Annotated in this window: 11 protein-coding genes; 6 read left to right on the top strand and 5 right to left on the bottom strand. The window is 57.7% G+C overall.

The features are described 5' to 3' along the window. Positions 1–145 precede the first annotated feature (145 nt). The 3 genes from AC0L3B_RS33145 (at position 146) to AC0L3B_RS33135 (ending at position 6126) form a co-directional block, all read left to right on the top strand. The gene (locus tag AC0L3B_RS33145) at positions 146–2482 is read left to right on the top strand and encodes an AAA family ATPase (RefSeq protein ID WP_473381760.1); all 2337 of its coding nucleotides are present in this window, start codon (positions 146–148) and stop codon (positions 2480–2482) included. Between the two features lie 67 nt (positions 2483–2549). Next, entirely contained in the window at positions 2550–4547 is a 1998-nt protein-coding gene (locus AC0L3B_RS33140; RefSeq protein WP_473381733.1) for a hypothetical protein, read from the top strand. A gap of 109 nt (positions 4548–4656) precedes the next feature. After that, positions 4657–6126, top strand: coding sequence for an exopolysaccharide biosynthesis polyprenyl glycosylphosphotransferase (locus tag AC0L3B_RS33135; protein ID WP_473381732.1), 1470 nt, complete (start codon positions 4657–4659; stop codon positions 6124–6126). A gap of 67 nt (positions 6127–6193) precedes the next feature. Here AC0L3B_RS33135 and AC0L3B_RS33130 read toward each other — a convergent pair whose 3' ends face one another. After that, positions 6194–6562: an H-NS histone family protein gene (locus AC0L3B_RS33130; RefSeq protein ID WP_085383536.1), complete on the bottom strand. Its 369-nt coding sequence runs from the start codon at positions 6560–6562 to the stop codon at positions 6194–6196. Positions 6563–7273: 711 nt separating this feature from the next. Here AC0L3B_RS33130 and AC0L3B_RS33125 point away from each other — a divergent pair. Beyond that, a complete protein-coding gene (locus AC0L3B_RS33125) occupies positions 7274–7657 on the top strand; it encodes an H-NS histone family protein (RefSeq protein ID WP_007592884.1) in 384 nt (127 codons plus the stop codon). A 70-nt stretch (positions 7658–7727) separates the two neighbouring features. Here AC0L3B_RS33125 and AC0L3B_RS33120 read toward each other — a convergent pair whose 3' ends face one another. The 3 genes from AC0L3B_RS33120 to AC0L3B_RS33110 form a co-directional block, all read right to left on the bottom strand. Next, positions 7728–8753 (bottom strand): nucleotidyltransferase family protein, encoded by a 1026-nt coding sequence (locus AC0L3B_RS33120; protein ID WP_473381731.1) that lies wholly within the window; start codon positions 8751–8753, stop codon positions 7728–7730. Positions 8754–8790: 37 nt separating this feature from the next. Further along, a complete protein-coding gene (locus AC0L3B_RS33115) occupies positions 8791–9906 on the bottom strand; it encodes a serine/threonine protein kinase (protein ID WP_247410995.1) in 1116 nt (371 codons plus the stop codon). A gap of 213 nt (positions 9907–10119) precedes the next feature. Next, positions 10120–10365, bottom strand: coding sequence for a hypothetical protein (locus AC0L3B_RS33110; protein WP_085349051.1), 246 nt, complete (start codon positions 10363–10365; stop codon positions 10120–10122). A gap of 693 nt (positions 10366–11058) precedes the next feature. Here AC0L3B_RS33110 and AC0L3B_RS33105 point away from each other — a divergent pair. Further along, positions 11059–11274 (top strand): hypothetical protein, encoded by a 216-nt coding sequence (locus AC0L3B_RS33105; RefSeq protein WP_473381730.1) that lies wholly within the window; start codon positions 11059–11061, stop codon positions 11272–11274. A gap of 2058 nt (positions 11275–13332) precedes the next feature. Here AC0L3B_RS33105 and AC0L3B_RS33100 read toward each other — a convergent pair. Next, the gene (locus AC0L3B_RS33100) at positions 13333–13626 is read right to left on the bottom strand and encodes a hypothetical protein (RefSeq protein ID WP_143273084.1); all 294 of its coding nucleotides are present in this window, start codon (positions 13624–13626) and stop codon (positions 13333–13335) included. On the opposite strand from AC0L3B_RS33100, the gene AC0L3B_RS33095 reads away from it, so the two are divergent. Continuing rightward, positions 13619–15076 (top strand): coiled-coil domain-containing protein, encoded by a 1458-nt coding sequence (locus tag AC0L3B_RS33095; RefSeq protein ID WP_247372050.1) that lies wholly within the window; start codon positions 13619–13621, stop codon positions 15074–15076. The two genes, AC0L3B_RS33100 and AC0L3B_RS33095, sit on opposite strands and share 8 nt — an antisense overlap. Positions 15077–15144 lie beyond the last annotated feature (68 nt).

Here is a 15144-nt window from a genome sequence, read left to right as displayed (position 1 = left end):
TCATTTTCAATTTCACTTACATTAATATATGATTTATTTAATTTGGCAAGCGGATTTTTATATGCATATAATCCCCCAGCGCCTGCGCGCCCCTTGGTCTGCGGGCGAACGGCCCCAACGTGACCCACCGTCGGACAGGTACGTGATGCTCCAGAACAATCTTCGACACACGGATAGCGTACGGCTGCCTGTGACCGGGCTGGCCCAACCCATTCAAACGGACAGCGGAGGAATCAGCGACGTCATCAATTTCGGCATCGGGCTTCTACGACGCCAATATCTCATGATCCTTGTCACTGCCGGGCTCGTAACTGCAGCCAGCCTGCTCTATCTCCGGTTAGCGTCTCCAACCTATACCGCGCAGGTTCAGATCCTGTTGGCTACTCCAAGGCCCCAATTTGTCCAACAGCAATCGCTCCTCGCCGAGCCGGCCTTCGATCTCAATCAAATCGAGACCCAGCTTCAACTCCTTCGATCAAAGGCCACTGCGGTTGCGGTCATCGACCAGTTGAAACTGGCGGACGATCCGGACTTCAATGGGTCAAGGGTGTCTCTACAGTCGCTCTGGCAGCGAATTCGGTCATGGGCCTCGACTGGATCGAAGAACGATGGCCCATCCGATACACATGGCGAACCATTAGACGCTATCGTAGACGCATTTCTCAATCGGCTTTCGGCAGGGCGTGTCGGGTACAGCAACGTCATCGAGATCAGCTTTAATTCGAGCACCGCACCCCGGGCCGCGGAGATCGTCAACGCCGTAGCCAACACCTATGTTGCGGACCAGCTCAATGGGAAATTCGATGCCAATCGCAGGGCAACAAGCTGGCTGCAGGAGAGGCTGCGCGATCTCGGCGACCAAGCCCTCGCTGCACAACGTGCCGTCGACGTCTACAAGACCCAGAACAATATCGTTTCTTTGGACGGAAAGCCCATCGACGAGCAGCAGGTCACAGAAATCAACAACCGATTGGCTGCCGCTCGCGCCCAGACCTCTGAAGCCACGGCCAAGTTGGCTCGCTACGAAACCCTCCTTGCCTCCGATCCGACAAAGCCGTCCTCGATGAACAATCTGGATGCAATCGGAGCCGATTCGACAAACAGTCAGATCATCAACGGGCTGCGTCAGCAGTATCTGGAACTCATGAGGCGTGAGGCCGAGTTGTCGGCCAGGGTGGGTCGCGATCACTTGGCAGTCGTCAATATCCGGAACCGCGCGCGGGAATTTCGCGTCTCCATTTTCGACGAAGTCAAAAGACTTGCCGAAGTCAGCCGAAGCGAGTTCGAATTCGCCAAACAGCGGCAACAAGAAATCGAAAAGCAACTGTCCAAGGCCGTTTCGCAGTCCCGTTCAGTCAATTCTGCCGAGCTGACCATCAAGGAGTTGGAAAGCCGGGCAAAGGGTTTGCGTAGCTTGTACGAGACCTTTCTGCAGCGTTACATGGGCTCCGCGCAGCAGGAGACATTTCCCGTCTCGGAAACGCGGGTACTTTTCCCCGCATCGCCGCCGCCGAGCAAGAGCAAGCCAAAGACAACGTTGGTGCTGGCGTTCGGCATCTTCGGCGGTCTCGCGATGGGCGTCGGCTTGGCGCTCCTCAGAGACATCATGGACCGCGTGTTTCGTACCTCTTCACAGGTGGAAACTGTGCTGGAATTGCCTTGCCTGTCTTTAGTCCCATTGTTACCGGCCCGCAAATCCGCGAAGCTACCAGTTCGCTCCCAGCCAACCGATGATGACGTTCAGCAACGGATAGTTCCGTCTCCAATGGCAATTCATCGGACCGTGGTCGGCATGCCGCTATCTCGATATACCGAGGCCATTCGTTCCATCAAGCTAGCCATCGACCACAATCCGGCGAAAATCTCCTCCCAGGTCATCGGCATTACCTCGGCCCTGCCGAATGAGGGGAAGACTACGATTGCAGCCTCGCTCGCGCAATTGATCGGGCACACCGGCAAGAAAGCTATCATCGTCGATTGCGACCTCAGGAATCCCTCACTTTCTGCGATCTTTGCGCCCAGGGCGGTCAACGGAATCATCGAAGTTGCAAACGGCAGCCGATCCCTGGCGGACACGATTTGGCGAGATCCCACGACGAACCTTGCATTTCTACCCGCCGTGCGGCGGGGACCTCTGCTTCACACCAGCGAGATTCTGTGCGCCGACGCAATAAGCAAGTTGTTCGACCGCCTGCGAGCTGACTATGACTACGTCATCGTCGACCTTCCTCCCCTGACCCCGTTAGTTGATGTCCGAGTCACTTCATCTCTAATAGACGGCTATATTCTAATCGTTGAGTGGGGCCGCACCAAAATCGATGTCGTGCAGCACGCACTGCACACGGCACCCAACATTCATGAATCGCTGATTGGGGCAGTTCTCAGCAAGACGGATACCAAGGCAATGGCTCGATATGACGGCCATCGGAGCTATTACTATCATGACAGCCACTATATCCGTTATGGCCTTTCCGGCTCTTGATGCTGTCTCGTAGCGGCCTGCACGTTCTCCGGCCACCGGAGTGGCCGCACCACACCATGGTGTTTACATGATTATCTGGCTTGTCCTGTTAGCCGAGTTTGTGGCGATCACCGCGGCGCTCGCAATGCCGGAAAGCCTGCAAAGCTTGGGATTGGCATCATTCATACTAGCAACAGCCGCGCTGATTGTAGCGCTCTTTCCATCGCCCGCCTCCCTCGGGCTCACCAAGCTGCTCCGGACTGGTCCCGTCGTTGTGCTCGCGGCTCCGGCCCTTTGGATGGCGTTACAGGTGGTGCCGATGCCTATGGACACGCTCGGAAATCCCATCTGGGCAACTGCTTCGGCGGCTTTAAGCGAGCCCCTCGCCGAAAAAATCACACTCGATATGGGGGCGACTATGCGCTCGCTGGCGCAGTATTGCGCTGTGCTCGCCGCGGCCCTCGTCACTGCGGTCATCACGCTTGACCGATATCGCGCAGCGCAAGTCCTGCATATACTACTGTCGATAGCCACGATTGCCACGGCCATGTGGTTCGGCAAGGAAACTGCCGGTGTCGCCGGGCCCGATGGCGCAACCGTCGCAGTGCTCGGCGTCTTGCTCTCCTGCGCCACGGCAATACGCGCGGCCGATCAAATAGCGCGGCACAGTCGGCCAGGAACAGTTGCGCCAGTTCCGTTCCTTGCACTGTCCGCCGCGACCATCGCAATGATTGTCTGCTTGGCCGCGCTGCTCATTCGGACCAACTCCACCGCCGTCGTCGCCGCCCTCCTCGGATCAGCAATCTTGCTCTCGGTTTTCGTTATTCGCAGGTGGTTCTTGGGCTTGTGGGGCACCGCTGGCGTTTTCGCAACCGCCGCAATATTCTTTATTGCCAGCGTAACGGTTATTCCGTTTAGGACGAACACCGATGTGACGATCGCCTTGTCAACGAGCAGTCAGATCGCGACAGAACGGATGCTACAGGAGGTCAGGCCGGCGGGATCCGGTGCCGGCGCTTCGACGGTCCTTTTGCCGCTTTATCGGGACATTGGAATCGGCGCCCCGCGAGAAAGGCCAACGGCTGCCGCCGCAATGGTTATAGACATGGGCTGGGCGTTCCTTTGCGGCCTTGTAGTAATAGCGATGCTCGGCGCTTGTATTTTGATCAGGCGTTCTCTGTCACGAGCTTACGACTACGTGTACCCCGCCTTGGGCGCCGGTGCTTCGATTGCACTGACGATCCTGGCCTTTGCCGACCATGGAATTCTGGGTTTGGGCGCATCGCTTTTGGTCGCTGCGCTTTTTGGGCTGGCGTTCGGTCAAAGCGTCTCCGGTGCGGGCCGTGAGGCCATATCCTTGGAATCGAAAGGGGCTTCGGACTGGATGGCCGGTCCAGCTCCGGCGTCTCGTCCAAGGCTCGCGCCAGCGTTTGCCATCCCATGGCCGCGCGCTGCTCTGGCGGTGCTTGGAATAGCGCTGATCATACAGACGATATGGATGGTCCTCCCTGGCCGGTATCTCGGTTCTTTGTCGGCAGCTGTTTCGGCCGCAGCAGCATGGCCAAACGGGATCTCGAAACCAGTTTCGGCTGCGGCAGCGCATGAAGACCTTTGGATCCGAGGGGAATCACGATCCCGTGGAGATCCGGCTCTCGCCGCGGACGAGCAAAAAACGGAACTTCCGGCAGCGTCGAATGCGTTTGCCCGCGCGCTGCGCTCGTCGCCGCTCCGCGGCGACATTTGGCTCATGCTCGCGGCGGCGCCGAAACAGAATTCAATCCAGACGGCAGCCATGCTTAAGATGTCGTACTATACTGCGCCGAACGATCTGGATCTGCTTCCATTAAGGCTGTCCGTCGCGCTCGCTACAGATGCTGTGGTACGCGAGCTTGAATTTCGGGACTTGATCAAGCGGGACGTCAGCCTCGTCGTTACGCGTCGACCTGCTATCAGACCAGCGCTTCTGGCCGCGTACCGGTCAGCCTCGGCCGAGGGGAAGATCTATCTCGAGAACTTAATTTCGGAGCTCGATCCGACCTACCTCGACAACATGCGCGCGCGGAATTCGCGACAGGGATCTCGATAGGATCCTCTGAGCAGTGCGACATATTTAAATGGCGGAAACCAGGATTTTTCTCTTGATAAATCGGATTAATTAATAATATATTAAATATTAACTCGCGGGTGTCCCGACAATGAATTTCGTGAACCGACATTTCCCCGACCGGGAAGTTACGGATCGTGTCGGTCCCGGGCCGATAGTATCCCGCCAGCACAAATGGCCTCTCCGTTACGACTCGATCGAATACGTGGCGCTCTGTGCGGATATTGCGACCGTTGTTTTTGCGAGCGTCGTTTCGACGTGGCTGAGCCAAGCTCAGAGTGGATGGGCTGCAGGCGACTTAAGCAACGCACTAGGCCTGGCCCTAGTCAGCGCAACATGTCTCGTTTGCCTCTTGAAGACGCACGGCCTTTATCGGCCAGCCGAGCTCCTCGTCCTGCGAAGTCAGATGCGCGCCGTCTGGATTGCATGGGCGTCATTGTTGTTCTTGATATGGGCCGGGTACGGTTTTGCAATTGGTTCGGGCTCTTCTCACCAAGCGGGCACACTTTTCGCTGTCCTGGGCCTGGGCTTGCTTATGGCCGAGCGGTGGGGAGTGAGAGCGCTTCTCGGGAAGGGCCTGAGCGGCAGAAAATTCGCCAGCACAAACATTGTTCTGGTCAGCGACCAGCCGCCATCGAAAAACGCCGGACTGCCTGAAACGCTGGCGATGCATGGTTATTGTGTCCGAGGCCGGTTCAGCTTGCCCCCAATCGGCTTCGGTCCTGCCTGTCGAAGGCGGCTCACGGCTCGCGTGATTGACTACATTCGCAGCTCCGAGCTCGACCAGGTGGTTGTGGAAGCGAACCCGGAACGATGGCCCGAACTTCGGGCCTTCGTTGCCGACTTGCGGGTCTTGCCGCTACCGGTTGTGTTCGTGCCGGTCGGTACGACATCCGAATTGCTTCGACACCCCACGCGAAGCCTTGGAAGTACGGTTTGTGTTGAACTCCAGCGTGGGCCGCTTACGCAGCTGGACTGTGCGACCAAACGAATCATTGATCTTTTCGGCGCCGCGCTCGCCTTGACGATACTTGCTCCGCTGCTTGTGCTGGCCGCACTTGCAATCAAGCTGGACTCGCCCGGCCCCATATTCTTTCGACAGCAACGCTGTGGTTTTAATGGCCGGATCTTCCTGATCCGCAAATTCCGGACGATGCATGTGCTCGAGGACGGGCCCGCGATCCTTCAGGCCCGTCGCCTCGACCGACGGGTGACCCGCGTCGGCAAGTGGCTGCGACGGACAAGCTTCGATGAACTGCCACAGCTGTTAAATGTGCTCGACGGCAGCATGTCGCTGGTCGGTCCGCGTCCTCATGCCTTGGCTCATGACGGAGAATTTGACAAGCTCGTGCGGAACTACGCCCTACGCCGTAGGGTCAGGCCAGGATTGACCGGATGGGCCCAAGTCCATGGCTGCCGCGGTCCAACCCCCACAGCCATCACGGTCGAAACACGCGTACAATACGATCTCTGGTACATCGACAACTGGAGCCTTCGGCTTGATCTCGTAATCCTGCTGCGAACTCCCCTCGAAGTGCTGCGGGGACGCAACGCCTATTAGGCCACAGGATCACGGCACTGCGGCGGCCATTTAACCCCAACCACCCCGTCGAACAGTGCAGATCAGGTTACGCGCGCTGACGAAGCTTCGGACTTGCATCCCCTATGCGAAAGTCCTCAATTCTCCGGCCAGACTTCATGGCAGCAACCAACCACCGCGGCCGCTTGCCGCGCCCCGACCAGGTCTCGGAGGTCTGGGGGTTCCGGTATTTCGGCAGCACACGCGGATATTTGCGTCTCGCCTTGGCAGTCGGAGACACGCCCGGTCCGCTTGAGTCCGCCAAAACAGCCACCCCGCCCCCGAGAACCGCCAAGCGCTTCTCCAGTTCGTGCTTTTCTGCCTTAATTCGGTCCGATAAGATCCCGCTAATTTCCTCATGAAGCGACCAGAGATCGTCAAGGGACATTGATTCTAATTCGAGTTTCTTAGCTGGCATGCTCGCACCCTGTAGTTGCGCCAAACTTAATATGCCCCGCATCGACATTAATCAAGATGGTGAACTAGATTTACCCAACAAAATGTATGGAACCGCACTTAATCCGCATTCCCAGATAACTGCGTCGCAGCAATCAATCAAGCCGAAACAATGGGCTATCCGCATAATCTAATTGCTGAGCGGGTAAATTCACACGTCCAGCGGGCAGCCGTGGAACCATTCAAGCGAACTGATATGATGGGATCACATCGAGCGCCGGTACAAGTCATCCGCGACGCAATATTCTCGATGAATATGGTCGGCGTAGGCTGTCCTTTGTTCTGGGCAATCTCGATATTGCAGCCTTCGGATATGCACGAGCGCCAACGAACTCAATGTCCCTCAGCCCAAACCGCCTGAACTCGATTTGAGCTTCAGGTCCCGAATGTCCGAGGGGCCAGCCGGGGAAGGATGCTCCGACTGTGCCGCCGAGAGGAACTCGATTGAGAGACTCCCCTTTCTTGCTTTGCAGCAAGTCGTTGATCTGCCTACCCCCATTTAATAAAATAACCCTAGTAATAATTATTAAATAATATACTATTTATTTACTGTAGCGTCGATTTGAAGCACTGGCTTTGGTCCATCGTTGATTTGGGCGTTCGGGCAATGATGTGCTCGTAAGCTGAGGATGACAGATGGATCAGGCGTCAGTCAAACGGTGACGAGAATGCTATGCGTCGGCAAGATCTCGAAGCCATGGACTTTGAGGAACTCTGGCTCCTTCACGAAGAGCTGACAAAGATACTTGCCGAAAAGATCACAGTCGAGAAGCGAGAACTCGAAAAACGTCTTGCGCAACTCAACCAGCCGGATCAATTCGGTGAAGCTGAACGCCGGGCCGCCAACGCTGGACCGAGCGAGCCGCCGCGCCGCAAATACCCGAAAGTCGTGCCAAAATATTTCAATCCACTCCGCCCGACGGAGACTTGGTCGGGGCGTGGCAAACAGCCGCGCTGGCTAGTTGCCGCGCTCCAATCGGGCCACACGCTCGAAGAGTTCAGGATTCGCGAAAACGACGAGTCGTCCGATCGGAATGCCGGTGGACAAGGGCATTAACTCCGCGCAACTGCCGACATGTCGTTTGCTAAAATTGTTTGGCCTTGAAGGCGTGCGAGCGTTGCTGGCTTTACACCTTTCCGACACGAACGGCGGTGGCGGCCCTCAACAGGAACTTCAAGGTGTCCGTTCTTGGCACGGACCACAATCCAGGCCGGCGCATGCCGGTTTGCGTGCAACCAGAGGTCGCCTCCCGCCGGTAGTTTCTGAGGTCCAGGACGGTCATTGCGAGGAACGGCACACGTGTGGCCGGAAGGCGCGCTTGCATTAATTGTCGCATGAACTGCAGACGAGGAATCAGCCGGGTGCGCATTGAGCGCGGGATATCGACCCCAAGCAGCGCAGCAAGGGCGAGCAGTTGGGTTTCGACCGCGTTTTTCATCAGTTCGCCCGAGAAATGAGAGGCAAGTTCCTGCCAGTCCAGCCCTTCGGAATCATTCAAGTCGCGCAACTCAACCAGATGCCGCAGATCGAGTTCGCCAAGCCAGTAGCCGTAGTCTTGAAACTGATCGTGGATGATCAACATCAGCGCTCGATAAGTGGGCGTCGGGACGTACACGCGTCCCCGCCCCAGCAGCGCGGGGACGCAATGGTTCAGGGCATGTCCGGGGCCAGCATAGAGGTACGCGGGGCCTGGAGCGGCCCGTTGCAGATCGATGGTTCCGACATCCCGCGGTCGACTTAGCTCGACATACCATCTCCGGCTTTCGGGGCGCGCTTGATCATGAATTTCATAGCCAATTGCGCCCAGAGCGGCGACCGCCCTTTCAGCTTCGTCCGGCACGACCATAATATCCAGATCACACATCAGCCGAACTCCTCGCCGCTCGACAGGTGCTGTGGCTAGCGTTGCCGCACCCTTGAGCAACACCGGCGTAACTCCCTGGCCGTTCATCGCAATGACGGCCTCTTCCAGTTGACCGGCCAACCGATCGTTGCGCAGCACGTTTCGGCGATGGATCTGGCGGACATAGGTGCACACGTCCTCTGGCAACACCGATGCAAATTGATCAACGAAGTCAATGAGCGCAGGCGTCGTCAACGTCTGGTTTGCGAGCCCGATGACGGAGGTCCACTCCACGTCGACGGGCGGCAAGCCTCGCAAGCAGTTGCATAGGCTTGTCAGTGCCGCACTATGCCTTGTCATCGCACAAGTCCATCAGCAGCTGTCGAGCCTGCGCCGATTCCGAATAGATGAGTTGGAAAGATCGTGCGCCCGCAACAATCCGCTTCAAAGCGAAAAAGCCGGACTGCGACAGCTTCCCGTCTGCGGCAAAAGCGCCCTCAATGAGCCGCTTGATCGAATCAAGCTGATCCAGGGGGGTCAGCTCGACGGGGCCGCTTGCGACCCGGTTCAGAAAGATGATCCACTTGGCAGAGAGGCTCCCATTGTGCGCATCCGGAATCGGCAAATACCGCACTTCGGCGCCATCGGACCGGCGGTGCGTCACGTCGTTCCAATCGCCATACAGTCGGGATAGCAACCGCCACGATCCCTGCTTGAGGGTGAGGGCAAATGGGATGCCGCAGATCGTTCCGTCAGCCCCAATCAGCGCAACGTCATCGCCGGCATACTGAAATCCAGCGTCTACCAATTCTAGTGCAAGAGTCGACTTGCCGGCTCCCGGTTGGCCGCACAGCAGTAAGCCCATGCCGCACTTTGCAAGAGAAGCGGCGTGGAGCGCGAAAGCCCACTGATTGCTTCGGATAAGTCGCTCGGTGATGTGAGCTTTGATTGTAGGGGCCAGAGCTGCGGCTTCACATCTATGGATGCTCCCGTCATTCCCGCGGAAGAATACCCGATCGCCGAGCATCATTGTCTCGATCGCAATATCCTCCTCCTCGCCGCTGTCGTCCGTAACACAAAATAGCGAAATCAACTGTTGCGAGAGCTCCCGATTTGCAGCCCGGACGCTGATCCTGCGCTGACCAAGAACCGTTGAGAAGGCACAATCGGCCGACATTCGCCAGTCGAGATCGAGCACCCCTCGATCGATCCAGACGTTCATCGCCTGCCACGTGAACTCGCGCGCTGCGCGCTCGCCAATGCCTAGCTGCCCGAGCTCCTGATGGACGTCTTCCAAAGAAGCACCTTGTGCCAACTTGCACCAAATGAATGCCCCTAGCTGGTCCAACTCATAGAGCTTCTGCCTTGTCTCGCTGAAAAGCACTGATCGACCGTCCACCAGCGCGAAGATTGCACCCGCGGCGGGTCTCAACACCATCTCTGCCGATGTTTTTTCCAGCATGGCTATTCCCGATAGCAACGATATCTGTTTCGCCGCCGTGTCGACGCGGTGGCGACAACATCCGGCAATGTCCTGTCCACGGCGCGTTCAAACGAGCTGCAGTTGCCGAGGAAATTCGGCTTGATTGCCGTGCTGCAGCGGTGCAAATCCACCTTCAGTGCGGATGCACATCGCCTGACTGAGATTCGTTTCGAATGACCATACGGCCCCGGGTCACGCCGCCAGCTGACCACCCTCGTTCACCCCAGATGGAGAAATATTCAACACTTGTCCTCCGAGAAAGGTCGCCGGCGCGGTCAACCGGTGAGAGTCCAGCAGATAGCGGTAAAGTTCGCGAGCAGCACTCCGCTCTCCTAGAACGCGCTCCCTCTCGCTGATGCTCGCTAGGTTCTCGCGCATTTGAGCCAACTGCTTCGCAGCCGAGGTGGAGTTGCGCTTCTTCTGGACTGATTCCCGCATCGTCTCCTCCGACCAAGAAAATGACGAAAACAGCTTACGTCATTGACAACAATTAACAACGATATTTATATGATTTCAATATAATCAATATTTATTTCATGTTTGAACCGGATGCAACCATTCAAATACCAAGAAGCGGGTCCTGCGTAGAAATAACAGCCTACCGAGAACAACATCGCAGAAATCGCCGCGATGATCTTGGCCTCCTGCGTGCAGGACAGCAAAAATAAAACTTGACGAGAGTCGCAAACCAGACCGACAGCGCAAGGCTTAATTTGCAGGATTAAATCCTAACGACGAATATCTCGCTGACGAGAGTGGAGTGAAACCGGTGATCGAATTAGCCAATTTGCCCATCACGGGCGACATGATCGTCTTCGTCGCGAGCGGCATAGCACGCCCAAAACTCACACCCGCTCAGATTGGCCCATTTTCAGTGGCGCCCCAGGAGCTTTCGAGAGACGAATAATCAACGCCCGCGCTGTCGAGCCAAAGAGCGGCGGCGTCCAAGGAATCGCTCAAGCAGCGATCCGGCCGGTTGGAAAAACGTCGTCACGAGCAACCCGCCCTGCTCGAACAAGCACTCCCAGTGTGCGATGCCCCCCAAGTAACCCACACTGAGATGACGACGCGCTCCAGCCGGCCGGTTCTCTTTCGTTCGACAACGAATAATAATTTCCTAGGGAGGCTCGCATGGGAATGATCATGGTCAAATGTCCGCAAACCGGTCGCGCGATTCCTACTGGTATTAGGTCGGACCGTGAGGCTTTCCTGCGGAGCGTTGTGTTTTATGGCAATACTCGTTGCCCGGTCTGTCGCGCCAATCACAACTGGTTCGCTCGCGAGGCCTGGGTCGATGAGCCGGTCGTGCGGCCCGGGGAATTATTCGAGGAAGCGCCGCTGTGCTGATGCGTAGCGGGCTTCGGTACAGACGCGGAGCCGAACTGACTAGCATTACACGAGTTTGGGCCGACCGCCTCATTTGACGCCCCGTGTGCGGAGTTGACCTGTTGCGGCATGGTTGCCGCACCGACTAGTCTTGGTACGGGCTGGATGCGCTCAATCATGGCGCAGCGTTCATCCAGATTCCTGTCTTGGCGGCTATTTCTGCCAGGGCTTACTGGAGGGATGCGAAATATTTTGGCCTATCGCCGTAAAGCGAACTGACGCCCTCATGAACCGTAAGTTAAGCGTCACACCGGCAGGTCGGCGCAAACTAACGCTTCCGATCGCTGATCCTGCAAGGGCCTGTTTGGGGGTATTGTAGTGAGTAGTGGGGTTTGCAGCCGCTTGGCTGTTCTGCGTCAAACGGCGATGGAGCTCGTTAGCCTGCTTGCCCAATTGCACAGGCTACGAGAGCAAGTGCGAAGGGCGGAAGGGCGAAGCCTCGGAGAAAGAGCGAGACTAGGGCCGGCGTCACGGATGCGTAGGCCCCGGTTTGGGACGAGTTGCCGCACGCGGATTCAATGATGGCGAGCGGCGCGCGTAATTTCAGCGAACTCGAAGACGATCGTTTCACGGATCGACCTTGAAGCCTCCGATAACCCTTGCACAGCTCCAAGCCGCCCGATCGCTCCCCAATGAGGCGTGCGCACAGCGGGGTTTCAAGGCAGGCCGATGCGAGTGAAGGCTCTGTGTCGGGAAAAGTGCTGCACTTGGATCCGGCGTCCCTTTCCGGCTCTGACCGAGACCATCCACGAGCGGCATGCTGCGGATCATGTCCCGCACCTGAGTTGGTTTAAGCCTGACTTTTTATCTGTTTTAGTCTTTTGAAGCAGCGCTTCATCTGAAAGACAATTTGAAAGCAAAGCCGAAAGTCGTTCGCGTCAAATCGTTTCGGTAGTCGCGCCACGGAAGGCAAATTTGATTATCCGGTATAATCATAATTAATATGACGCAAAACAGAAAATAAGGTGGGGAAAAATAATGGGAGGAGTGGATGGAGACCGTACGCCGCTTGCGCGCGATGGCGTCGCTGTGCCGACAGACTTCTGCGCATCATCCAGATCGAAGCTGGAAGCTTCTCGCCGAAGCTGAGTTCTGGGAGCACTTGGCTAATGACATGCTTCGCGAGCATTTCGAACAATGCACGGCTGGCTCCTCGCTCCGACCGATCGGACGTGATCCGAATGCCGCGGAATCGAGCGCTCGCATAACCGCGTGAATGCTCTCGCCTAGCCCAAATCCCACTCGGCCGTGTGCCGGGCGTCAGTCCTCTTCAAGGCGCCCCATGGAGAACCAAGCCCTGCCGGCGCCTTCGTCGGGCGGCGCGCAGACCTGAGCAGGGACGCCAAAGCGCGCTCGGCTGCCCGGCTCGGTCCGCTCAGACTACCGAGTTCTGTTTTCTGAGGCGGGAATGCGCTTATGCGAAACTGTCGTTCGCCGTTGGACTTGCACTTTGGCGTCCAGCGGCGTCCAGCACTTTTTCCCCAGTTCGTGCGGCGCGCGGCCGGCTCACTTGGTCCGAAAGGCTGGAGCCCCTACCAACTATTCCAGCGATATTTCCGTCGACCTTCGCTGCCGGTATTTTTCGGTTAGGTGACGGTCCAACGATCATCTGCTCCTCGTTGCTCGTGCCGGTGCCAAAAGCTCCGATCGGCAGACCATTTTGAGCGTGGCCAGCGCAGGCAGTTCTCTTGGCCTCGCCGCCGCCCGCGACTTCGACGTGGTGGGTTGAACGTCCGGGCTGTTGGTTTGACTGGTGCGGTTCAGGTTTGCACCGGTACCAACGTCTCGTGTCCCTATTCCTGGAGGCGCCGATGGACCAGGGTTGGCGCTGCTCGCATTTGTACCCATGCCGGACGGAGCTGACCCACCAGTGTTGGCGCTGCCCGTGCCCGTCCCAGTGCCGGCACCCGCGGAGCCCGCCACTGCGCCGCCTGCTTGGGCCAGGGCCAGTACAGCTACGCTCGTGATAATCGCAATGATCAGCGAGGGGAGTCGGTGCAGCATTGGACGATCTCCTTCTCAAGCGACCGGCAGCATCGGCCGAACATTTAATTGGCGATAAATGATTGAATAAAATAAAATATGGTTTATTTTTGCCTGAGGGTAAATTGAAATTGAGAAACGGATTGACGCATTAATGTCGCGGATGTGGGCACAAGCGTCGATGCAGGCAGGGTCGGGCCTTGGATCGCCCGTTCGCCGCGCAGACGTGTGGATTGCCTCGGATTGTGTTCGTAGCTGTGCGCGCACCTGCGCAACAAGGTCGGCGTGGGTTGCACCGACTGTCCTGACGATAATATCGGTTTTGACCATACCCGTTCTCGCGCAGCAGCCAAATCGGCCGGCGAGCGACGCCCATGTCATGGCGACGCACTTGCGCGGCACGACCGGCTCGGGAGGGTGGCGCGCGGCGCGGCTGAAACCATCTGCCGACACGACACCCCTGAAGCTCGCACAAGCCACAATCAGCAATACCGAGCGATCGCGGCAAGTGCTCGCCACAGAACAGGAGAGGATACGGGCCCTTGCTGCTGACCTTCGAACATGCCGACGGGAGCAGGATACCGTGCTGGGGCTGTTGCAGCATGCACGCGAGCAATGGACCAGCATTGCGGAGGCCACCGAGAATGAAACCGATGAGCTCCAGAAATCGCTCCGGGAGGAGCGCTTGCACACGCAGCGTCTGGAACGGGAACTTGTCAAGGCGCGCAACGATTTCGAAGTGCAGGCACGGCTAAGCCGCGAAATCGGCGCAGAGGGTCGCGAACCCGAACGCCGGGCACAGAGCGATCCGAGAGAGCTGCAACAGGCTGTCGAGCGGGAGAAAGATCGGGCAAACCGGCTGGAGCAGAATCTGACAGCCGCTCATCACGACCTGGAGACCCAGTCCGCAGAGGTAACCAGACAAGCCGCAGAGATCAGTGCAAAAGAGGCAGCGGAGGCTCAGGTACAGGCAAGCCTCCGACAGGAGCACGATCGTACCAAACAGCTGGAGGAGACGCTCGCGACGACGCGAATCGAGCTCGACAACCGATCCCAGCAGATCGCGAAGGCAACCGAAGAAACGGTGCAGACCAAACGAACGGCGGAGAATACCTCGGCTAAACTGAAGCTCTCATTAAAGGAGGAGCACGAAAGAGCAGATGCGCTGGCGCAAGAGCTCTCGTTGGCTCGTTCCACGCTGTTCGCCTATGAAGCGCAAGCCGCGGCAAACGATGATCGAGCCGAACAGTTGAAAAAGCGGCTCCGGCGAGAATGCAACCAATCCGGCCGAGATGAGCAAGAACTTGCCGCAGCGCGCCCGAGTATCGGACCGTGGCTACCCGCCGGGGTGTCGGGCGAAGGCGGAGCCGGCAATTCGCCAACAAGGGAACTGCTCCGAACACTGCTGCTGGGATCGCCGCAGGCGCCGCCCGCGCAATTCGCGCGAGAGCTCGTGGTCACAGCAGCTGAGCCGAAGGCGCCATCCCCGGTTCCCCGGAACGAAAACGCCGCCGAACTCGTGCGATTGATCGCTCGCGCAACCGGATTGCTTCGACAAGGCGATATTGGCGCGGCACGAGTTGTCCTGGAGCGTGCTGCTGAATTAGGGAGCGCACCGGCAAGTTTCGCCCTCGCGGAAACGTATGATCCGAGCCTGCTTGCAAAATGGGGCGCGAGCGGAACGCGCGGCGACACGTCCAAGGCGCGAGAGCTTTACGCCAGAGCAGCAGCCGGAGGGGTCAAGGAGGCAAGGGAGCGATTCGACGCACTTGGTCATTAGCAGCATCGGTGCAGACAAATGGTCGTGCGCTGTATCGACAGATCGAACTTAAACTTACGTGTCGAAGT

Source organism: Bradyrhizobium sp. Kon56 (assembly GCF_055807635.1).
The sequence above is the reverse complement of the archived record's forward strand: the minus strand, read 5'-3'. Positions and strand labels throughout refer to the sequence as shown.